14 protein-coding genes are annotated in these 20753 nt (G+C 72.6%); 10 read left to right on the plus strand and 4 right to left on the minus strand.

Features of this window, described 5'->3' with window-relative positions:
• Positions 1-103 precede the first annotated feature (103 nt).
• The gene (locus tag ACZ3I3_RS12765) at positions 104-3058 is read right to left on the minus strand and encodes a lysylphosphatidylglycerol synthase domain-containing protein (RefSeq protein WP_467364478.1); all 2955 of its coding nucleotides are present in this window, start codon (positions 3056-3058) and stop codon (positions 104-106) included.
• Between the two features lie 186 nt (positions 3059-3244).
• Between ACZ3I3_RS12765 and ACZ3I3_RS12770 the strand changes: the two genes are divergently transcribed.
• The 5 genes from ACZ3I3_RS12770 (at position 3245) to nudC (ending at position 13514) form a co-directional block, all read left to right on the plus strand.
• A complete protein-coding gene (locus ACZ3I3_RS12770; protein WP_467364479.1) occupies positions 3245-3667 on the plus strand; it encodes an MGMT family protein in 423 nt (140 codons plus the stop codon).
• A gap of 284 nt (positions 3668-3951) precedes the next feature.
• Positions 3952-7308, plus strand: coding sequence for an ATP-dependent helicase (locus ACZ3I3_RS12775; protein ID WP_467364480.1), 3357 nt, complete (start codon positions 3952-3954; stop codon positions 7306-7308).
• Positions 7309-7399: 91 nt separating this feature from the next.
• Positions 7400-10990: a UvrD-helicase domain-containing protein gene (locus ACZ3I3_RS12780; RefSeq protein ID WP_467364481.1), complete on the plus strand. Its 3591-nt coding sequence runs from the start codon at positions 7400-7402 to the stop codon at positions 10988-10990.
• A 10-nt stretch (positions 10991-11000) separates the two neighbouring features.
• The gene (locus tag ACZ3I3_RS12785) at positions 11001-12404 is read left to right on the plus strand and encodes a dipeptidase (protein WP_467364482.1); all 1404 of its coding nucleotides are present in this window, start codon (positions 11001-11003) and stop codon (positions 12402-12404) included.
• 165 nt (positions 12405-12569) lie between these two features.
• Complete coding sequence (gene nudC, locus ACZ3I3_RS12790; protein WP_467364483.1) at positions 12570-13514, plus strand: NAD(+) diphosphatase; 945 nt, start codon at positions 12570-12572, stop codon at positions 13512-13514.
• A 167-nt stretch (positions 13515-13681) separates the two neighbouring features.
• On the opposite strand, the gene ACZ3I3_RS12795 is transcribed toward nudC, so the two are convergent.
• On the minus strand, positions 13682-13924 hold the full coding sequence (locus ACZ3I3_RS12795; RefSeq protein WP_004983675.1) for a mycoredoxin: 243 nt from the start codon (positions 13922-13924) through the stop codon (positions 13682-13684).
• A 185-nt stretch (positions 13925-14109) separates the two neighbouring features.
• On the opposite strand from ACZ3I3_RS12795, the gene ACZ3I3_RS12800 reads away from it, so the two are divergent.
• The 5 genes from ACZ3I3_RS12800 to ACZ3I3_RS12820 all read left to right on the plus strand — a co-directional run bounded on the left by ACZ3I3_RS12800 (position 14110) and on the right by ACZ3I3_RS12820 (position 18069).
• Complete coding sequence (locus tag ACZ3I3_RS12800; protein WP_467364484.1) at positions 14110-16305, plus strand: ATP-dependent DNA helicase UvrD2; 2196 nt, start codon at positions 14110-14112, stop codon at positions 16303-16305.
• Between the two features lie 164 nt (positions 16306-16469).
• Positions 16470-16796: a hypothetical protein gene (locus ACZ3I3_RS12805; protein ID WP_467364485.1), complete on the plus strand. Its 327-nt coding sequence runs from the start codon at positions 16470-16472 to the stop codon at positions 16794-16796.
• A 174-nt stretch (positions 16797-16970) separates the two neighbouring features.
• Entirely contained in the window at positions 16971-17339 is a 369-nt protein-coding gene (locus ACZ3I3_RS12810) for a WhiB family transcriptional regulator (protein ID WP_010047663.1), read from the plus strand.
• The gene (locus ACZ3I3_RS12815) at positions 17336-17659 is read left to right on the plus strand and encodes a hypothetical protein (RefSeq protein WP_467364486.1); all 324 of its coding nucleotides are present in this window, start codon (positions 17336-17338) and stop codon (positions 17657-17659) included. Before ACZ3I3_RS12810 ends, ACZ3I3_RS12815 begins: the two co-directional genes overlap by 4 nt.
• Before the next feature lie 191 nt (positions 17660-17850).
• A complete protein-coding gene (locus tag ACZ3I3_RS12820) occupies positions 17851-18069 on the plus strand; it encodes a hypothetical protein (protein ID WP_467364487.1) in 219 nt (72 codons plus the stop codon).
• 38 nt (positions 18070-18107) lie between these two features.
• On the opposite strand, the gene ACZ3I3_RS12825 is transcribed toward ACZ3I3_RS12820, so the two are convergent.
• Together ACZ3I3_RS12825 and ACZ3I3_RS12830 are read right to left on the minus strand one after the other, a co-directional pair.
• Complete coding sequence (locus tag ACZ3I3_RS12825; protein ID WP_467364488.1) at positions 18108-19478, minus strand: ABC1 kinase family protein; 1371 nt, start codon at positions 19476-19478, stop codon at positions 18108-18110.
• A complete protein-coding gene (locus ACZ3I3_RS12830) occupies positions 19471-20685 on the minus strand; it encodes a TOMM precursor leader peptide-binding protein (RefSeq protein WP_467364489.1) in 1215 nt (404 codons plus the stop codon). Before ACZ3I3_RS12830 ends, ACZ3I3_RS12825 begins: the two co-directional genes overlap by 8 nt.
• Between the last annotated feature and the right edge of the window lie 68 nt (positions 20686-20753).

A 20753-nucleotide genomic window follows, 5' to 3' on the forward strand; every position in this document is an offset into this window, starting at 1 on the left:
CCATCCTGCGGCGGCGGAGGGCCGCCCGCGCGGGACGCGTGCCGTACGAGGTAAGCGGGGCGGCTGGTGCTTCGGTGGTGCTGAAGGGCCTGGACAGGCCGGGTCAGAGGGCCTGCTTGCGCGTGAGGTGGTTGAAGGCCAGCCAGCCCGGCAGCACGGGCAGCCACAGCGTCAGCAGGCGGAACAGCAGGACCGCCGGTGCCGCGACCTCCTTCGGCAGCCCGACGGCGATCAGACCGACGGTCAGGGTCGCCTCGACCGCGCCCACGCCGCCCGGGGTCGGCGCCGCGGACCCCAGGGCGTTGCCCGCGAGGAAGACGACGGCGACGCTGGCGAGGCTGATCGACGTGGACTCGTCGCCGAACGCGCGGATCGACGCGTCCAGGCACATCACGAAGCAGGCGGTCAGCAGCAACATGCCGCCGATGCCGGTGACCAGCTTCTGCGGCCGCTGGAGCACGTCCAGCATGCGCGGCACGACCCCCGCGAACAGCGACCTCACGCGCGTGACGACGAACTTCCGCAGGAACGGCACCGAGGTCACCACGAGCACGAGCACCGCGACCGTCAGCAGACCGGCGATGACCGTCCTGGACGGCGACAGGGACGGCGTCTTCTCGGTTCCGGTCAGATAGCCGAAGGACAGCAGCATCAGGATGTGACAGCCGAGCCCGAACAGCTGCGACGCTCCGACGCTCGCCACCGCGAGCCCCGGCCGCACTCCCGCGCGCTGGAGGAAGCGCGTGTTGAGGGCGACACCGCCCACCGCCGCCGGGGCGACGATCTTCACGAACGACCCGGCGACCTGCGCCGCCACGGTCCGCACGAACGGCACCCGCTCGGGCACGAACCCCAGCAGGGCCATCGCCGCCGCGATGTAGCTGCCCATCGAGAACAGCACGGCCGCGGCGACCCAGCCCCATTCGGCGTTGGCGATGAGCGGCCCGAACTCGATGTGCGTGAGCTGCGTCAGCAGGAAGTACGCGCCGATCGCGCCGGCCATGAAACTGATCAGCGTGCGCGGCCGCACCCGCTCCAGCCGGGCCGGCTCGACGGGTGCCTGCGGCCTGATCCGCAGCACCTCGTGCCGGATCTGCGTGAGCAGGTCCTCCTCGCGCGCCTCCTCCAGGGCCTCGTCGATGGCCCGCTTCTCGGCCCGCTGTTCGGCCCGTACGGCCTTCTTGTCGGGTTTCTCCAGGACCGGCACGGACTCGTCCGAGGCGTCCTCCAGGCGCGCCTGCTTGGCCTGCCGGGACGCCTCCAGGACCGCCTCGCGCTCGCGCTGTGCCCGTTCCCGGGCCAGCCTGCGCAGCGTCGCGCGCGTGGAGCGGCTGAGCGCGATGGGCTGGAGCATCGGCAGGCAGTCCGCCACCGCGTCGGGGCCGAGCACCTCCACCGCCGAGGCCACCGCCCGCTCGGCGCCCACCCTGAGGCCGAGGGTCACCAGCAGCTGGGACGTGTCCATCCGCAGCAGCAGGTCACCGGCCGCGATCTCGCCGACGCGCAGATCGGTGAGGATCACCGTGCCGGAACGATCCACCAGAATCGCGTCGCCGACCAGCCTGCGGTGCGCGATGCGCCGGGACTGGAGCGCCTTCACCTGGTGCCAGGTGTCGCTCAGCAGGTCGTCGGTGATCTCCTCGTCCGGCAGCGAGTCCAGGGTGCGGCCGCCGCTGTGCTCGTAGACGAGCATCACCGCGTCGGGACCCAGCTCGGAGGTGGCGATCAGCTTGGGCGCGTTGGCACCGGCCGCGATCGCCGCGTACGCCAGCAGCGCCTCCTGCTCCAGGGCCTGGCGCAGCGACTGGAGGCTGCTGCGGGTGGCGAAGCCGCGCAGGGTCAGGTTGCGCCACGCGCGGTAGAAGAAGCCCTGGGCCTGCTGCTCCCGGTCGACCACCGTCACGTCCAGCGGCGGGCCGTCCTCGAGGGTCACGAAGTAGCGGCGGCCACGGTCGCCGGCGTCCACGTTGTCCGAAGTGTCCTCGCGGGACGCGCTGACCGGGCGGAAGCCGACGGTCCGCAGGCCCGCCATCAGGTTCTGTCCAGTGGGCCGGACGTTGGGCGAACCGACCGCGTAGAGCGTGCCGTAGGCCACGGTCCACCCGATCAGCACCGTCAGGATGATCGAGAACGGTGTCGTGTACCCGGTGACGAGCATCGAGAAGGCGTCGAGGAGCAGCACGACCCACAGCACCGTGCGCCATCTGGGCCGGCGTGACATGCCGACGGCCGTCATGTACGCGATGACCGGCGCCAGATAGCCGTGCACCGGGTCGGTCAGCGCGTGGATGTCACCGGGGGAGGGCTGGGTGAGCGCCTCCTGGATCGAGCCGGGGGCGGCGCGGGCGACCCAGAGGTCGGTGGCGAGAGTCACACCGTGGGCGAGGACGGCCGCGAGCACGCCGTCGGCGATTCTGAGCCCGTCGCGCTTGATCAGCCGCTCGATGGCGAAGGCGACCGGCACCAGCAGGATCGCGATGCTGGAGGCCAGTCCCGCGATCTTGATGAGCAGGTCGGGTGCCTGGCCAGTGCCCTTGTTGATGTCCTGTTCGAGGCCCGAGGTGGTGCCGTGGGCGAACGCGGCGATGCCGATCAGCAGCGCGACGGCGAGCACGCCCACCAGGAGCCGCATCAGGTCGGACGGGCGGTGCACGCGCGCGGGGAGCAGCGGTTCGTCGCCCTCCACCTCGTCGATGTGCACGGTCTCCTCGTCATCCGCGGACGCCGGGGTCCTCTTGCCGGACTTCTCGGCGGACGCGGGGGCCTTCCTGCTGGATGCCGGGGCCTTCTCGCCGGACTTGGCGGCGGTCGTCGGCGCCTTGTCACCGGACTGCTGTCCCGTGGCCTTCGGTGCCTCGTCGCCTGACTGCTGCTCCGCGGCCGTAGGCGCCTCGTCGCCGGACTCCTCCGCGGCCGTCGGCGCTTTGTCGCCGGACTGCTGCGCGGCCGTCCGGGCCTGCTCACCGGCCGGTTCCGGGCCGTCGTCCGGAGTGCCCGGGCGCGACGAAGCGTCAGAGGTGCCCTCCGGGTCCTCGGGGTGCGCACCCTGCTGCTTCATCGTCTCTTCTTGGTCTCGTATCACCGGTCACCGCCCGCACGATGGTGGCATGCCGCACCGACACACGGGGGCATCAGGGTGCACATGCGGGGGCGGACAGTCTGCCCGACGTGCTCCCGCCGGGCGAGGAAAACGCTCCGGAGCACGCCCGTCCCGTTGTCGGTGGGGTGGGGCAGGATGGGGCGGATGAGCGAGGAGAGCCTTCCGCAGGACGCCGGCGCGCAGGACGCCCGCACGGGGTACGGCGACACCCGTGAGGAGCCCGGGGAAGCGCTGCCCGCGTACGCCGAGCGGGTCCTGGACGTCGCCGAAATGATCCCGCCGGGCCGTGTCATGACATACGGGGACGTCGCCGAGTGGCTGGAGGAGGGCGGTCCGCGGCAGGTCGGCCGCGTGATGGCCCTCTACGGCGGAGCCGTTCCGTGGTGGCGTGTCGTCCGCGCGGACGGCGTCCTGCTGCCGGGGCACGAGCAGCGGGCGCTCGGCCACTACCGCGCGGAGGGCACGCCCCTGAAGGAGGCGAGCCGGGCCGCCGAGGGCCATCTGCCGCGCCTCGACATGAGACGGGCGCGCTGGGACGGCGGCGAACGCGCGGAGGGTCACACCTGACAGCTTCCGGCATCGGACGCCCTCCCGTGTGACCCGTGATCCGGACGGGGGAATCGGGGCACGTCGGTGAGATGACGTACGTTCGTGAGATGAGGGACATGAGTGCCGCAAGCGCATCCAGTGCCATGAGGGCCTCGGGTGACTGGCGGGAAGAAGGGGAAGCCCTGCTTCCGCCTCACTCGTCGGCGTAGCGTCGGCTGCACGCGTCCCCGTCACCCCGCGGTCACCGCCCGCCACGCGCGGTGGCCCGCCAACCAGCACTTCCACCAGGACCGGCGAACCACGTGAGCTCCTTTTCCTCCTCCAGCGGCCTGTCGCACCCCCGGGTGCGGCAGGGGAGCCGTGGCGCTTACCGACTGGTACGTACCCCTCCTGACCGGCAGGACCCCCCTCTTTTGGACGCCGCGCAGCGTTCCGTGGTTGACCACACCACCGGCCCGCTGCTCGTCCTCGCAGGTCCGGGCACCGGCAAGACCACCACACTCGTCGAGTCCGTGGCCGAGTGCATCGCCCGGGGAGGAGACCCCGACCGCGTCCTGGTGCTCACCTTCAGCCGCAGGGCGGCCGTCGAACTGCGCGACCGCATGGCCCTGCGCAGCGGCGCGGCCCACGCGCCCCAGGCCACCACCTTCCACTCGTTCTGCTACGCCCTGGTCCGCGCCCACCAGGACAGCGACCTGTTCGTGGAGCCGCTGCGGCTGCTGTCCGGCCCCGAGCAGGACGTCTCGGTCCGGGAACTGCTCGCCGGCCAGGTGGACCTGGAGCGGCTCGGGCTGGCGCACGTGCGCTGGCCCGACGAACTGCGCGCCTGCCTGACCACCCGTGGTTTCGCCGACGAGGTCCGCGCGGTTCTCGCCCGCACCCGTGAACTGGGTCTCGGGCCGGACGCCCTGGACGCCTTCGCCCGCCGCACGGGACGCCCCGACTGGCGTGCCGCGGCCGCCTTCCTCGCCGAGTATCTGGACGTGCTCGACCTCCAGGGCGTGATCGACTACGCGGAACTCGTCCACCGCGCGGTGCTCCTCGCCCGCCGGCCCGAGGTCGCCGCGCGGCTCGCCGCCCGGTACGACGCCGTCTACGTCGACGAGTACCAGGACACGGATCCCGCTCAGGTACGACTGCTGCACGCGCTCGCCGGCGGCGGTCGCACGCTCGTCGCGTTCGGTGACCCCGACCAGTCGATCTACGCGTTCCGCGGGGCGGACGTGAACGGCATCCTCGACTTCCCGCACGCCTTCCCGCGCGCGGACGGCCGCCCGGCCCCCGTCGCGGTGCTGCGCACGTCCCGCCGCTCCGGTGCCGCCTTGCTGGCCGCCACCCGGCTGCTGACCCAGCGCATGCCGCTGACCCGCCTGCCCGCCGAGAAGGTGCGTGCCCACCGCGAACTCGCGCCCGTCCGGGACGGCGGCCGCGTCGAGACGTACACGTACCCGACGCCCGGGACGGAGCTGGACAACATCGCCGACATCCTCCGCAGGGCCCACCTGGAGGACGGCGTTCCGTGGAGCGAGATGGCCGTCCTGGTGCGCGCCGGCTCCCGCACCATCCCGACAGTCCGCCGCGCCCTCACGGCGGCCGGCGTCCCCGTCGACGTCGACGGTGACGACGTGCCCCTGCGTCACGAGCCGGCGGTGGCACCGCTGCTGACGGCGCTGCGGGCGGTGGCCGCGGCGGAGGCAGGGGCTTGTGAGACGGGACCTGCCGAGCCGCAGGACTCCGGAAGGGACGCCCCCTCCGAGGACGCCCCTTCCGCGCAGCCGGACACCTGCTGGCTCGACACCGAGACCGCCCTCACCCTCCTCACCTCCCCGCTCGCGAGCATGGACGCCGCCGACCTGCGCCGCCTCGGCCGGGCCCTGCGCGACGAGGAGCGGGCCGCGGGCAACCCGCTGCCGCCGCCCTCCGACGTGCTGCTCGCGCAGGCACTCGCCGAGCCGGAGCGCCTCGCCGTGCACGACCCCACGTACGCGCGGGGTGCCCAGCGCCTCGGCGCGCTGCTGCGCAAGGCCCGTGAGCGGCTGGCGGGCGGCGGTACGGCCGAGGAGGCGCTGTGGGACCTCTGGGAGGGCACGCCCTGGCCCACGCGGCTGGAGCGGGCCGCACGCCGGGGCGGCGCGGCCGGGCGCAACGCGGACCGCGATCTGGACGCCGTCTGCGCGCTGTTCGCGACCGCGGCCCGTGCCGAGGAGCGCACCGGCGGCCGGGGCGCCCTCAACTTCCTGGAGGAGATCGAGGCCGAGGACATCGCTGCCGACACCCTCACGCGCCGCGCCGTACGCCCCGAGGCGGTCCGCCTGATGACCGCGCACCGCTCGAAGGGCCTGGAATGGCGCCTCGTGGTGGTCGCGGGCGTCCAGGAGGGCCTGTGGCCGGATCTGCGCCGCCGCGGCTCCCTGCTGGAGGCCGACCGCATCGGCCGCGACGGACTCGCCGAACCCCTCACCCCCGGCGCGCTGCTCGCCGAGGAGCGCCGCCTGTTCTACGTGGCCGCCACGCGCGCGCGTGAACGCCTCGTCGTGACCGCCGTCAAGGCCCCGGCGGACGACGGCGACCAGCCCTCCCGCTTCCTGACCGAACTCGGCGTCGAACCCAAGGACGTCACGGGACGCCCGCGCCGCCCGCTCTCCGTCGCGGCACTCGTCGCCGAACTGCGCGCCACCACGGTCGACCCGCGTGTCTCCGACGCCCTCCGGGAAGCCGCCGCCCGCCGCCTCGCCCGGCTCGCCGCCCTCGCCGACGAGGACGGCCGCCCCTTGGTGCCGTCCGCGCACCCCTACCGCTGGTGGGGCATGTTCGAGCCGACCGAGTCCAAGGTGCCGCTGCGCGACCGCGACCAGCCCGTCGTGCTCTCCGGCAGCGCCCTCGACCAGCTCGCCAACACCTGCGCCCTGCAATGGTTCCTGGGCCGCGAGGTGAAGGCCGACGCGCCCGCGACCGCCGCCCAGGGCTTCGGCAACGTGGTGCACGTCCTCGCCGACGAGGTCGCCTCCGGGCACACCCCGGCCGACCTGTCCGTCCTCATGGAACGGCTCGACTCCGTGTGGAACGCCCTGGCCTTCGACGCGCCGTGGAAGTCGGACCAGGAGAAGGACAACGCGCGCGTGGCGCTCGAACGGTTCCTGAAGTGGCACGTCATGGACCGCACCGGGCGTACCCCGGTGGCCAGCGAGCACGACTTCGACGTCACCCTCGAAGCCGGCGACTACCAGGTGCGCATCCGCGGCCAGATGGACCGTGTGGAGGCGGACGGCGAGGGCCGTGCCTACGTCGTCGACTTCAAGACCGGCAAACAGGCGCCAACCGGCAAGGAAGTGGAGCGACACCCGCAGCTCGCGGTCTACCAACTGGCCGTCCGCGAGGGCGCCGTCGACGGCGTCTTCGACGGTGCGCGACCAGAGCCGGGCGGCGCGGAACTCGTCCAGCTGCGCCAGGGCGCCGCCCAGCGCGACGGCGGCGAGACCCTGCCCAAGGTGCAGGCCCAGGAGCCGCTGGAGGGGGAGTGGGTCGGCGATCTGCTGGCCACCGCGGCCGGCAAGGTCCTCGACGAACGGTTCACCCCGACCGCCGGCCAGCACTGCACGCACTGCGCGTTCCGGGCCTCGTGCAGCGCGCGGCAGGAGGGCCGTCATGTCGTGGAGTGACTTATCGCACCACCCGTGCTGACCTGCGCTTCTTCTGCCCCGGGAGCCGATCCGGCCACCACTGTCAGTGGCCGCCGCTAGCCTCTCTGACGTGCCCGCCCGTATCACTGATCCCGAGCAGCTCAAGGAGCTCCTCGGCATCCCGTTCACCCCTGAGCAGACGGCCTGCATCACCGCGCCACCCGCCCCGCAGGTGATCGTCGCCGGAGCCGGCTCGGGCAAGACGACGGTGATGGCGGCACGCGTGGTGTGGCTGGTCGGCACCGGCCAGGTCGCACCCGAGCAGGTGCTCGGTCTCACCTTCACCAACAAGGCCGCCGCCGAACTCGCCGAGCGCGTCCGCAAGGCGCTCGTCCGGGCCGGTGTCACCGACCCGGACGCCATCGACCCGGACAACCCGCCGGGCGAGCCGGTGATCTCCACGTACCACGCCTTCGCGGGCCGCCTGCTCGCCGACCACGGCCTGCGCATCGGCCTCGAGCCCACGTCCCGGCTGCTCGCCGACGCCACCCGCTTCCAGCTCGCCGCGCGCGTGCTGCGCGAGGCCCCGGGGACCTACCCGGCCCTGACCCGTTCCTTCCCGGACCTGGTCGGCGACCTCCTCGCCCTCGACGCAGAGCTCTCCGAGCACCTCGTCCGCCCGGAGGCGCTGCGCGCGTACGACGCCGAACTGCTGCTGACCCTGGGCGGCGCCAAGCTCACCAACGCCGACCTGCGCAAGGTGCCCGAAGCGGCCGCCGCCCGCCGGGAACTGGCGGAATTGGTCACCCGCTACCGGGCCGCCAAGCGCGAGCGGGACCTGCTCGACTTCGGTGACCAGATCGCCCTCTCGGCCCGGCTCGCGAAGAACCCCGAAGTGGGCCGCGACCTGCGCGACGAGTTCCGGGTGGTCCTGCTCGACGAGTACCAGGACACGTCGGTCGCCCAACGCGTCCTCCTGGCCGGCCTGTTCGGCGAGGGCACCAGCCACCCCGTCACCGCCGTCGGCGACCCCTGCCAGGCCATCTACGGCTGGCGCGGCGCCTCCGTCGCCAACCTCGACGACTTCCCCGAGCACTTCGCCCACGCCGACGGCCGTCCCGCGACCCGGCAGGCGCTCAGCGAGAACCGCCGCAGCGGCGGCCGTCTCCTCGACCTCGCGAACGGCCTCGCGGAGCCCCTGCGCGCCCTGCACGCGGGCGTGGAGGCCCTCCGCCCGGCCCCCGGCGCCGAACGCGACGGCATGGTCCGCTGCGCCCTGCTGCGCACCCACGCCGAGGAGATCGACTGGGCCGCCGACTCCGTCGCCCACCTCGTCCGGACCGGGACGGCACCCGGTGAGATCGCCGTGCTGTGCCGTACGGCGACCGACTTCGCCGAGATCCAGGGCGCCCTGGTGGCCCGGGACATCCCGGTCGAGGTCGTCGGCCTGTCCGGTCTGCTGCACCTGCCCGAGATCGCCGACCTCGTCGCCGTCTGCGAGGTCCTCCAGGACCCCGGCGCCAACGCCTCCCTGGTCCGGCTGCTCACCGGCCCGCGCTGGCGCATCGGCCCGCGCGACCTCGCCCTGCTGGGGCGGCGCGCCCGGCTCCTGGTGTCCCACGCGCGCGTGGAGGGCGACGACGACCCGGACCGCCGGCTCGCCGAGGCCGTCGAGGGGGTCGACCCGGCCGAGGTGATCTCGCTCGCGGACGCCCTCGACACGTTCCTGGAGACGCCGCTGGACGGCCGCGGGGACGACGACGGACTGCCCTTCTCACCCGACGCGCGCGTGCGCTTCGCCCGCCTGGCCACCGAACTGCGCGAGCTGCGCCGCTCCCTGGCCGACCCGCTGATGGACGTCCTGCACCGCGTCCTGGCCGTCACCGGCCTGGAAGTAGAACTGTCGGCGTCCCCGCACGCCCTGGCCGCGCGCCGCCGCGAGACCCTCTCCAACTTCCTCGACGTCGCCGCCTCCTTCGCCGCCGGAGACAACGAGGCCACCCTGCTCGCCTTCCTCGGCTTCCTGCGCACCGCCGCCCAGTACGAGAAAGGCCTCGACAACGCCCTCCCCGGCGGCGAGAACACCGTCAAGGTGCTCACCGCCCACAAGTCCAAGGGCCTGGAGTGGGACGTCGTGGTCGTCCCCGGGCTGGTCACCGGCACCTTCCCCAGCAGCCAGGGCCGCGAGAAGTGGACCTCCCAGGGCAAGGTCCTGCCGCACCGGCTGCGCGGCGACGCCGACACCCTGCCCGAGGTGGAGTCCTGGGACGCCAGGGGCCTGAAGGCCTTCCACGAGGCCATGAAGGACCACCAGCACACCGAGGAACTCCGCCTCGGCTACGTCACCTTCACCCGCCCCCGCTCGCTGCTCCTCGGCTCCGGCCACTGGTGGGGTCCCACCCAGAAGAAGCGCCGCGGACCGTCCGCGTTCCTCCAGGCCCTCCACGACCACTGCGCGGCCGGGTACGGCGAGATCGAGGCCTGGGCGGACGAACCCGCCGAGGACGAGGAGAACCCGGCCCTGCACCAGGACACCGCCGACCAGGTGTGGCCCCTGCCCCTGGACGAGACGGCCCTGGCCCGCCGCCGCGCGGCCGCGGCGACCGTCCTGGCCCACCTGGAGGACCTGGCGTCCCACGAGGACGGGCACCCTGCGGCCGCGCACGACCCGGACAGGGTCGACGACCCGGAGTGGCCGCCGCCCCCCGAGGACGACGAGCCTCCGTACGACGAACCGGACCCGTTCGACGACGATCCCTTCGACGACGACCCCATCGAGGACGACGCCGTCGCGAAAGACCCGGCGGACCGGGAGGAGCGGTCGGGCGACCGGGAGGAGTGGCCGGCCAGCCGGGGAGAGCGGCCGGGGAACCGCCCCACCGTCCCGCACCAGGCGACCTCACCCGAACTCCCCGCTGCGCGCCCACACCCGACGACGCCGGAACACCCCCACCTCACTCCCGAGGAAGCCCGCACCGTCGCCTCCTGGGACCGCGACCTCGACGCCCTCGCCGGAGAGCTCCTGCGCGCCCGCGACAGCGTCACCGAGGTCCCCCTGCCCGCGTCGCTCACCGCGTCCCAGCTGCTGAGCCTGGCCGCCGACCCGGACGGCTTCGCGCAGGAGCTGGCCCGTCCCATGCCCCGCCCGCCGCAGCCCGCCGCCCGCCGCGGCACCCGCTTCCACGCCTGGGTCGAGGCCCGCTTCGAAGCGCTGACGCTGCCGTTCCTGGAGCCCGGCGAACTGCCCGGCGGCGACGCCGAGATCGCCGACGAACAGGACCTGGAAGCCCTCAAGGACGCTTTCGAGCGCACCGGGTACGCGCACCGCACGCCCTACCGGGTGGAGGCCCCCTTCCAGCTCGAGATCGCCGGCCGCGTCGTACGGGGCCGCATCGACGCCGTCTACAAGGAGGGCGACGGCCAGGAGACGACGTACGAGATCGTCGACTGGAAGACGAACCGCACCCGCACCGCCGACCCGCTCCAGCTCGCCGTCTACCGCCTCGCCTGGGCCGAGCAGCAGGGCGTCCCGCCGGAGTCGGTCACGGCCGCGTTCCTCTACGTGCGCAGCGGCGAGGTTGTACGGCCGGACGACCTGCCGGACCGGGCCGCGCTGGAGCGGCTGCTGCTCGGGGAGCCGTCCGGTATCGGGGAGCCGTCGGGTCTCGGGGAGTCGTCCGGTGAGGAACCGCACTCCGAGGACGTCAGTGCGGGCCGATAGGCTCGTGACCATGAGCCAGACCCCGGACAGTGTCGTCCGTACGTACATCGAGCAGCATCGCGCCGCCTTCCTCGACGACCTCGCCGAGTGGCTGCGCATCCCCTCGGTGTCGGCTCAGCCGGACCACGCGCCCGACGTACGACGCAGCGCCGACTGGCTCGCCGCCAAGCTGAAGGAGACCGGGTTCCCGACGGCCGAGGTCTGGCAGACCCCGGGCGCGCCCGCCGTCTTCGCCGAGTGGCCCTGTGACGACCCGCAGGCGCCCACGGTGCTGGTCTACGGCCATCACGACGTGCAGCCCGCCGCCCGGGAGGACGGCTGGGACAGCGAGCCCTTCGAGCCGGTCGTCCGCGGCAACCGCCTCTACGCGCGCGGAGCGGCCGACGACAAGGGCCAGGTGTTCTTCCACACCCTCGGCGTGCGCGCCCACCTCGCCGCCACCGGCCGCACCACCCCGGCGGTGCACCTGAAGCTGCTGATCGAGGGCGAGGAGGAGTCCGGCTCGCCGCACTTCCGGGCCCTCGTCGAACAGCACGCCGAGCGGCTCGCCGCCGACGCGGTGATCGTCTCCGACACCGGCATGTGGAACGAGGACACCCCCACTGTGTGCACCGGCATGCGCGGCCTCGCCGAGTGCGAGATACGGCTGCACGGCCCCGACCAGGACATCCACTCCGGCTCCTTCGGCGGCGCGGTGCCCAACCCGGCGACCGCCGCCGCCCGCCTCGTCGCCGCCCTGCACGACGAGCACGCGCGCGTGGCGATCCCCGGCTTCTACGACGGCGTGATCGAACTCACCGACCGCGAGCGGGAACTCTTCGCCGAACTGCCCTTCGACGAGCGCCAGTGGCTGCGCGCGGCCAAGTCGTACGCCACCCACGGCGAGGCCGGGTACACGACCCTGGAGCGCGTCTGGGCCCGCCCGACCGCGGAGGTCAACGGCATCGGAGGCGGCTACCAGGGCCCCGGCAGCAAGACCGTCGTGCCGTCCTCCGCCATGGTGAAGCTGTCTTTCCGGCTGGTGGCGGGCCAGGACCCCGGCCAGGTGGAGAAGGCCGTCCGGACCTGGGCCGAGCAGCAGGTGCCCGCCGGGATCCGCTGCGAGATCACCTTCAGCGGGGCCACGCGCCCGTGCCTGACGCCGCTGGACCACCCGGCCCTGAAGTCGGTCGCCCGCGCCATGGGCCGGGCCTTCGGCAAGCCGGTCCGCTTCACACGCGAGGGCGGCTCCGGACCGGCGGCGGACCTCCAGGACGTACTCGGCGCTCCGGTGCTCTTCCTCGGCATCTCCGTCCCGTCCGACGGCTGGCACGCCCCGAACGAGAAAGTGGAACTCGATCTGCTTCTCAAAGGCGTCGAGACCACCGCGTACCTGTGGGGCGATCTCGCCGAGCACTGGCGCCATGCGCCCTGAGAGTCCCGCGCCGTCCGGACCGGCAGGGTGCGCGGGGCACACTGGGAGGGCTGCCCCGTACCGCCCCGCCCCGCACACCCCCGCCGGACCCGGTCGCCTCCCGCCGTACGTTCCGCTGATCAGCCCGCCGAACCCGACAGTTCCCCCGGGGAGTTGGAAGCACCCGTGACCACCTGGACCGACCAGAACGCCGACCGACCCATCTCGCTCACCGCTCCGAGCGGCATCGACCGGGCCGCGCACCACCGGCTCGACGAGGCCTGGCTCGCGGCGGCGTGGAGCCATCCCTCCACGCGCTGTTTCGTGGTCTCCGGCGGCCAGGTCCTCATCGACGAGACGCCGGACGGGCGCACCGAACTCGTCATGACGCCCTCCTTCGAAGCCCCCCTCACCGAGGCCCACCGCTACTTCCTCGGCAACGACGAGGACGGCGTCAGCTACTTCGCCCTCCAGAAGGACTCCCTGCCCGGGCGCATGGACCAGTCCGCGCGGCCGGCGGGTCTGCGTGAGGCGGGCCTGCTCCTGTCGGCCCGGGACGTGGGCCTGATGGTGCACGCGGTCGGCCTGGAGAACTGGCAGCGCACCCACCGCTTCTGCTCCCGCTGCGGCGAGCGCACCGTCATCGCCGCGGCCGGTCACATCCGCCGCTGCCAGGCCTGCGGCGCGGAGCACTACCCGCGTACGGACCCGGCCGTGATCATGGCTGTGACCGACGAGGAGGACCGCATCCTGCTGGGCCGCCAGGTGCACTGGCCCGAAGGCCGCTTCTCGACGCTCGCCGGTTTCGTCGAGCCCGGCGAGTCCATCGAGCAGTCGGTGCGCCGCGAGGTCCACGAGGAGGTCGGCATCACCGTCGGCCAGGTCGAGTACGTCGCCAGCCAGCCCTGGCCCTTCCCGTCCAGCCTCATGCTGGGCTTCCTGGCCCGCGCCACCTCGACCGAGATAGACGTCGACGGGGACGAGATCCACGAGGCCCGCTGGTTCTCCCGCGACGAACTGCGCGCCGCCTTCGAGTCCGGTGAAGTGCTCCCGCCGTACGGCATCTCGATCGCGGCCCGCCTGATAGAGCTCTGGTACGGCAAGCCGCTGCCGACGAGAAGCGTCGCCTGACGAGGGCGCCCGACTTCGGCAAGCGGGGACCGGCCGGGATGCCCATGGAAGACGTGCACATGTCCTGGGGAGAGATCCGGCGTGTGGGACAAACCGGGGGACACACGACGAGAAGGCGGCCCCTGAGACACCTCAGGAACCGCCTTCCCGGCACAACGGCACGGCGACTAGGCGCCGATCTTCTGCTTCACCTGAGCCAGCGACGGGTTGGTGAGGGTGGAGCCGTCCGGGAACAGAACGGTGGGCACCGTCTGGTTTCCGCCATTCGCCTTCTCCACGAACGCGGCGGACTCCGGGTCCTGCTCGATGTTGATCTCGGTGTACGCGATGCCCTCGCGGTCCATCTGGCTCTTCAGCCGACGGCAGTAGCCGCACCACGTGGTGCTGTACATCGTCACAGTGCCCGGCATGTCGCTCGTGCTCCTTCGGTGGCTCGGGGACGGGTGGTTCGCAGAGGTGGAACGTACGCGCAAGGGCCACCATTCCCGCGGCCCGCACCCCGTCGGACGTGACGCCTGCCGCATTCGTACGACTATCAGCGGCCGCCTGTGGACAACCGGCACAGCCGTTTCGCGCGACCTGGCAGCATGGCCATGTGACAGCAGCAACGCACTCCACCCTGTTCCCGCAGGTACCGGACACCCCCGACGCGGTTCTCGAAGGGCTCGACCCCGAGCAGCGCGAGGTGGCCACGGCCCTGCACGGTCCGGTGTGCGTCCTGGCGGGCGCCGGTACGGGCAAGACCCGGGCGATCACCCACCGCATCGCCTACGGAGTGCGCGCCGGTCTCCTCCAGCCCTCCAGCGTGCTCGCCGTCACCTTCACCAACCGCGCCGCCGGAGAGATGCGTGGCCGGCTCCGCCAGCTCGGCGCCGCCGGCGTCCAGGCGCGCACGTTCCACTCGGCGGCACTGCGCCAGCTCCAGTACTTCTGGCCGAAAGCGATCGGCGGCTCCATGCCCCGGCTCGTCGACCGCAAGGTCCAGCTCGTCGCCGACGCGGCCGCCGCCTGCCGCATCCGCCTCGACCGGGGCGAGCTGCGGGACGTCACCGCCGAGATCGAGTGGTCCAAGGTCACCCAGACCGTCCCCTCCGACTACGCGGCCGCCGCCGCCAAGGCCGGCCGCGAGACGCCCCGCGACCCCGCCGAGATCGCCCAGCTCTACGCAGCCTACGAGGACGTCAAGCGCGAGCGCTCCGTCATCGACTTCGAGGACGTGCTGCTGCTGACCGTGGCCGTCCTGCAGGACCGGCACGACATCGCCGAGCAGGTCCGCGCCCAGTACCAGCACTTCGTGGTCGACGAGTACCAGGACGTCAGCCCCCTCCAGCAGCGCCTGCTGGAACTGTGGCTGGGCGACCGGGACAGCCTGTGCGTCGTCGGCGACGCCAGCCAGACGATCTACTCCTTCACGGGAGCGACACCGGACCATCTGCTCGACTTCCGCAGCCGCCACCCGGGCGCCACGGTCGTCAAGCTGGTCCGCGACTACCGCTCCACGCCCCAGGTCGTCCACCTCGCCAACGGACTGCTCGCCCAGGCGAAGGGCCGCGCCGCCGACCACCGCCTGGAACTCGTCTCCCAGCGCGCCCCGGGGCCCGAGCCGGTCTACACCGAGTACACGGACGAGCCCGCCGAGGCCGAGGGCGCGGCCCGGCGCATCCGCGAACTCATCGACGCGGGGGTCCCGGCCGCCGAGATCGCCATCCTGTTCCGGACGAACGCCCAGTCCGAGACCTACGAGCAGGCCCTCGCCGACGCCGGGGTGCCCTACCAGCTGCGCGGCGCCGAGCGGTTCTTCGACCGCGCTGAGGTGCGCAAGGCGAGCGTCGCCCTGCGCGGCGCGGCCCGCTTCGGCGGCAACGACTCCCTTCTGGACGACGCCGTCGACCTGCCCTCCCAGGTGCGCGCCGTGCTGTCGGGGGAGGGCTGGACACCACGGCCACCGGCCGGCTCCGGCGCCGTGAGGGAACGCTGGGAGTCCCTGGCCGCCCTGGTGAACCTCGCCCAGGACTTCGCCGCCGCCAAACCCGGTGCCACCCTCGCGGACCTCGTCGCCGAACTGGACGAACGGGCGAACGCCCAGCACGCCCCCACCGTGCAGGGCGTCACCCTCGCCTCCCTGCACTCGGCCAAGGGACTGGAGTGGGACGTCGTGTTCCTGGTCGGTGTCGCCGAGGGCATGATGCCGATCACCTACGCCAAGACCGACGACCAGATCGAGGAGGAGCGCCGCCTCCTGTACGTCGGCGTGACCCGCGCGCGCGAACGCCTCCATGTCTCCTGGGCCCTGTCCCGTTCCCCCGGAGGCCGCCCCAACCGCCGCCCCAGCCGCTTCCTCGACGGGCTGCGCCCTGGTTCGACGGCCACCACCGCCCGTTCCGCCGTCGGCAGTACGGGCGGCATCGAGCGCGGAATCCCCGGAACCAGGGGTTCCGCCCCGAGGAGAGTTCAGCGAACGCCCGCCCGCTGCCGAGTCTGCGGCCGCACGCTGACCGACGCGGGCGAGATGAAGCTGATGCGCTGCGACGACTGCCCCTCCGACATGAACGAGGGCCTCTACGAGCAGCTGCGCGAGTGGCGAGCCGACCAGGCGCGACGCAGTGGTCAGCCCGCCTTCTGCGTCTTCACCGACAGGACCCTGATGGCCATTGCCGAGACCGCGCCGGACGACGAGCACCAGTTGGCGCGCATCCCGGGCGTGGGGATGCGCAAGCTCAATCGCTACGGAGCCGACGTACTGGCCATCTGCGCAGGCCAGTACGCCGGAGGGGACGCAGATCAGGGCTGACGCGAACTCGTCGAAAAAATAGTTTGCGCATGCCCCAGCAATCCCCATAGGTTCTTAGGCACGAGAGCAGCGGCCTTCTCGGAGGCCCTGATTCCGTGTTGTACTTGCATATCCGCAGGACTGGTTCATCCAGTCCCCCGAGACGCCGAGAGGAGGCGAGTCCAGTGATCAGCATCAACACCAGCTCCGTCAGCATCGTGAAAATGACCGATCGCTCGGCCGTCTCCGCGTGCATGCTCGCCGTTTCGAACCTGGGCACCGGTCTGTCCGGCATTCGTGCCGCGCGTCCGGCGTCCGCCTCCGTTGCTCCCGCGGGCCTTCCCGTCCGTGAGCGCAATGAGCGACCGACCAAGGCACTGGAAGTGGCAGTAGTGGCACAGGCGCAGGCCTATGCCTTTACGGCGACCGGTGCCGGATTCCGGAAGCAGACGACGCAGCACCACCAGATGTGGGCCTTCCGTGGGCCAGAACCCTGGAGTGATCCAGCCTGATCGCCGATCAGGCCGGCGCCTTCAGGGCCGCGGAACCCCATCCGGGATCCGCGGCCCTTCTGTTTGTCCCCGACCAGGGACGACGGACCGAAGGAGCCTCGGGACAAGAAAAGAACCCGGTACCAGCCGCCCCCCGGCCAACAGGCCGGAACGACCAGACGAGGAAGACGAACCGTGCAACTCGAAGCGCACGCCCCGTCCGTACCGCCTTCCGAAACGATCCCCAAGCCCGGCTCCACGGAGGACTCCGCCTTGACCCCGCTCACCGCGCTCACCGCGCTCGACGACGCCATCGAGAACCTCGGCGTGCCCGTCCCGTGCCGTTCCTACGACCCGGAGGTCTTCTTCGCCGAGTCGCCCGCGGACGTCGAGTACGCCAAGTCCCTCTGCCGCACCTGCCCGTTGGTCGAGGCCTGCCTCGCCGGCGCCAAGGAGCGGCGTGAGCCCTGGGGCGTCTGGGGTGGCGAGCTGTTCGTGCAGGGTGTCGTCGTCGCCCGGAAGCGGCCGCGTGGCCGCCCGCGCAAGAACCCGGTTACGGCATGAACACCGCAGGAACGATCGACCGCCCCCTCACGAACGACCCCCAGAAGCAGGCCCCGATGAAGCCGTCCACTGACGAGCCCGCAGGCTCCGCGACCCAAGACTTCACCACCACCGGCGCGAAGGACTCGCGTCAGAACAGGACCCGAGAGATGCAACTCATCCCAGAAGCCATGGCCCGTGCGCATATGCACGAGCGACTGCAAGAGGCGGAGCGGGATCGCCCGGCCGTGCGCCTGGCGACCGCCCGCCGGATGCAGCGCAGGGCGGAGCGCGCCTCACGGCGTGCCCGCCGGGCGCTCGCCATGGCGGTCATGCAGTAACCGACCTCACCAGAAGCGGTGGCCTCCCGAGCCCGGGAGGCCGAGCTCTCCCCGCGGGGGCCGGTCCGTGCCTAACGGACCGGCCCCCGCGGTGCGTTGTACACCGCACGAACCGGCCGGGCCGTGCGCGGACGGCGGACGAACCCCGCGTCACGCAACGCGGCCGTCGGGCACGGCGATATCGTCGCCCCGTGACGAGTCCTCCCGGCGACGGTGACGACAGCCCCGCAGCGGAGCCCCAGCCGCTCGCGTGTGACCGCTGCGGCAGGGCGGCCGGCACCCTGGCCGACGGCCCGCCACTGACCTGGACCCACTCCGTCGAGAACGGCGCCCGCCGCTACTTCTGCGAGACCTGCTCGCGGGAGAACCTCAGGTCGATCGAAGGGCGCCTGGACTCGGACTGGTGGTGAGGCGCGGGCCGCCGGTCACCCGTGGTGCCCGCTGAGGCTCATGCCTCCGCCACCGACTCCTCGCTGTCCGCCGGGTCGTCCAGGATGAACCCCGGCAGCCACTCCTCCAACTCCTCGCGCAGCCGCACCGTAGCCCCCAGCTGGCACAGGACGCCGATCGTGCTCAGTGTCACCCGGTGGATCAGCAGATACGACGGCGGCAGATTGAGCTGCTTGCCCAGCTGGTAGGCGGGGGAGCGCGGGTCCGCGATGCGGGCCGCCTGGCTGCGCATCCAGCCGCGCGTGAAGGTGAACTCCTCGACCTCGGCGGGTTCGATGATCGGCAGCAGATAGTCCAGGACCGCGTCGGGATCCAGCTCTATGGTCTCCTTCACGAACCCCTCCGCACACAGGAGCTCGTAGACCGCCTCGGCCTCCCCGTCGAGGGTCATCCGCAGGGACTCGCCGATGGTCGCCGGCAGACCGCCAGGGAGACGGTCGACCGTTCCGAAGTCCAGGACGCCCAGGCGCCAGTCGTCCTCACCGTCCGGGCCGCCGGGCAGCAGCCGGAAGTTGCCCGGGTGCGGATCGGCGTGCAGCAGGCCGGTGCGGGCGGGGCCGGAGAACAGGAAGCGGGCGAGGAGCTGGCCGGCCCGGTCGCGCTGCTCCTGGGTGCCGTCCGAGATGATCTCCGACAGCGGGATGCCGTCGATCCACTCCGTGATCAGGACCTGGTCCGACTGGTGCACCACCTGCGGCACGATCACGTCCGGGTCGTCCGCGAACTCTTCGGCGTGAGCCTGCTGGGCCTGGGCCTCCAGGCCGTAGTCCAGCTCCTCCGAGACGCGGTCCTTCAGCTCCGTGATCAGCGGCTTGATGTCCATGCCGGGGATCAGGGGGCCGAGCAGGCGGGAGAAGCGGCTCAGCTGGTTCAGATCGGACAGCAGGGCCTCGCCGGCGCCCGGGTACTGCACCTTGACCGCCACCTCGCGGCCGTCATGCCACACCCCGCGGTGCACCTGTCCGATCGAGGCCGCCGCGGCGGGCTTGTCCTCGAACTCCAGGAACAACTCGTGCCAGCCCTCGCCCAGCCGCTCCTCGAGCACCGCATGCACCGTGCGCGTCGGCATCGGCGGCGCCGCCTCCTGGAGCTTGGTCAGCGCGGCCCGGTAGGGGCCGGCCACCTCCTCCGGCAGCGCGGACTCGAAGACGGACAGGGCCTGGCCGAACTTCATCGCGCCGCCCTTGAGCTCGCCGAGCACCTTGAACAGCTGGTCGGCCGTGCGCTGTTGGAGTTCGCGGCCGACGAGCTCCGCGGACTCGCCGACGATTCGCTTGCCGAATCCCCAGGTCGCCCGCCCGGCGATGCCGAGCGGGAGCGCGGCGAGCTTGGCGGTCCGGGTGACCGCCTTCCGGGGAAGATCAGACATGCGCCCTCCAAGTCCCAGCCGGCCGCTTCGCCGCTGCCTTACGGCACTGCGCCGACGGCCGTTGCACCGCCATTGTCTCGTGTGACTCCCCATCCTCCGAGGGGTGCTCCCCCTTTCCTCTCTCCGCCGCCCCGCACGGGCATGCCGGATGCGCCCGGACCGGCCGCGCATGCCAGTGGAGACCGGGCACCGAGACCTCCCAGCGCGCCCCGGCGCTCGACGGAACCCGGCCGTCCAGGAAGGCGAGCGCGTGAGCGGCGGCCAGTCCGGCCACCGTAGTGGCCAGCGTCAGGTCGCAGGGCCGCACCTGTCGCTGCCTGCCGGAGCGCCACTGGGCGAACAGACGAGGCCAGGCCGGATCCTGGTCCGTGCGGCTCTCGTGCAGACACCCCGCGCAGCCCGTCTCCCCGGGCAGGACCAGGGGGCCGACCACCCCGGTCCCCTCCACGACCCCCGCGTACAGATGGGGCGTCCCGGAGGACATCAGGGGTTCGGCCGCCGACGGGTCGGGCGCGTGCACGGCGACGTCGTCGCGCGGGGCGACGATCACCAGCGAGAAGCCCGGGTCGCTTTCCTCCGGGGAGGTCCGGGCTGCCGCGCGGCGCGGCGGCCGGTCCGGGGCCGCCCGGCGCACGGCCCGGCGGGCCGACTCGTCCCTGCGGTCGCCGACGGCCTCCGCGGGAAGCCCGCCCGGGGCGACATCCCACGGTTCCACACGGCCACCGTCGCGCACGTCGACCTCGGCCACGCCCGCGCCCGACAGCAGCGACGCCAGCACGGCACCGACCCGGCCCGCGCCCCGCACCTGCACACGCTGTGAGCGCCGGGCGGCCAGCTGCCGCATCGCGTCGCCCGGTGCCGAGGTGGTCAGGGACAGGGAAGCGAGGTCGGGACGCAGCCGGTCGAGGACCTCCCTCTTCTGCCGCAGGGCGTCGGCGGCCGGCCCGCCGCCCCGCGCGTCGTCGAGGAGCCCGGCCCGGGCGAGCCGCCGCACCAGCCCGTCGACATGGCCGTCGGGCAGATCCATCCGGCGCCCCTCCTCGCGCAGCAGCTCCATCCCCCGTGTGCCGTTCAGCAGATCCAGAAAGCTGCCCGTCGCCAGGTCCATCGGACCGAGCGTCATCGCATGCGCCGGTGTCATCCCGAACTGCACGGTGTTGAGGTCGCGCCAGCCGCGCCTGAGCGCGGGTTTCACCATCGGATGCATGACAGGCCCCCGTATGCCATAGATCGTCCCCGTATGCCGCGCGCCGACCCGGTCACAGGCCCGCCTGG

The sequence above is a fragment of the Streptomyces sp. NPDC016851 genome (assembly GCF_055562795.1).

Coding starts and splice junctions, on each gene's coding strand:
- ACZ3I3_RS12765 (WP_467364478.1), bottom strand. CDS start 3,058: ATGAAGCAGCAGGGTGCGCACCCCGAGGACCCGGAGGGCACCTCTGAC.
- ACZ3I3_RS12770 (WP_467364479.1), top strand. CDS start 3,245: ATGAGCGAGGAGAGCCTTCCGCAGGACGCCGGCGCGCAGGACGCCCGC.
- ACZ3I3_RS12785 (WP_467364482.1), top strand. CDS start 11,001: ATGAGCCAGACCCCGGACAGTGTCGTCCGTACGTACATCGAGCAGCAT.
- ACZ3I3_RS12795 (WP_004983675.1), bottom strand. CDS start 13,924: ATGCCGGGCACTGTGACGATGTACAGCACCACGTGGTGCGGCTACTGC.
- ACZ3I3_RS12815 (WP_467364486.1), top strand. CDS start 17,336: ATGAACACCGCAGGAACGATCGACCGCCCCCTCACGAACGACCCCCAG.
- ACZ3I3_RS12825 (WP_467364488.1), bottom strand. CDS start 19,478: ATGTCTGATCTTCCCCGGAAGGCGGTCACCCGGACCGCCAAGCTCGCC.
- ACZ3I3_RS12830 (WP_467364489.1), bottom strand. CDS start 20,685: ATGCATCCGATGGTGAAACCCGCGCTCAGGCGCGGCTGGCGCGACCTC.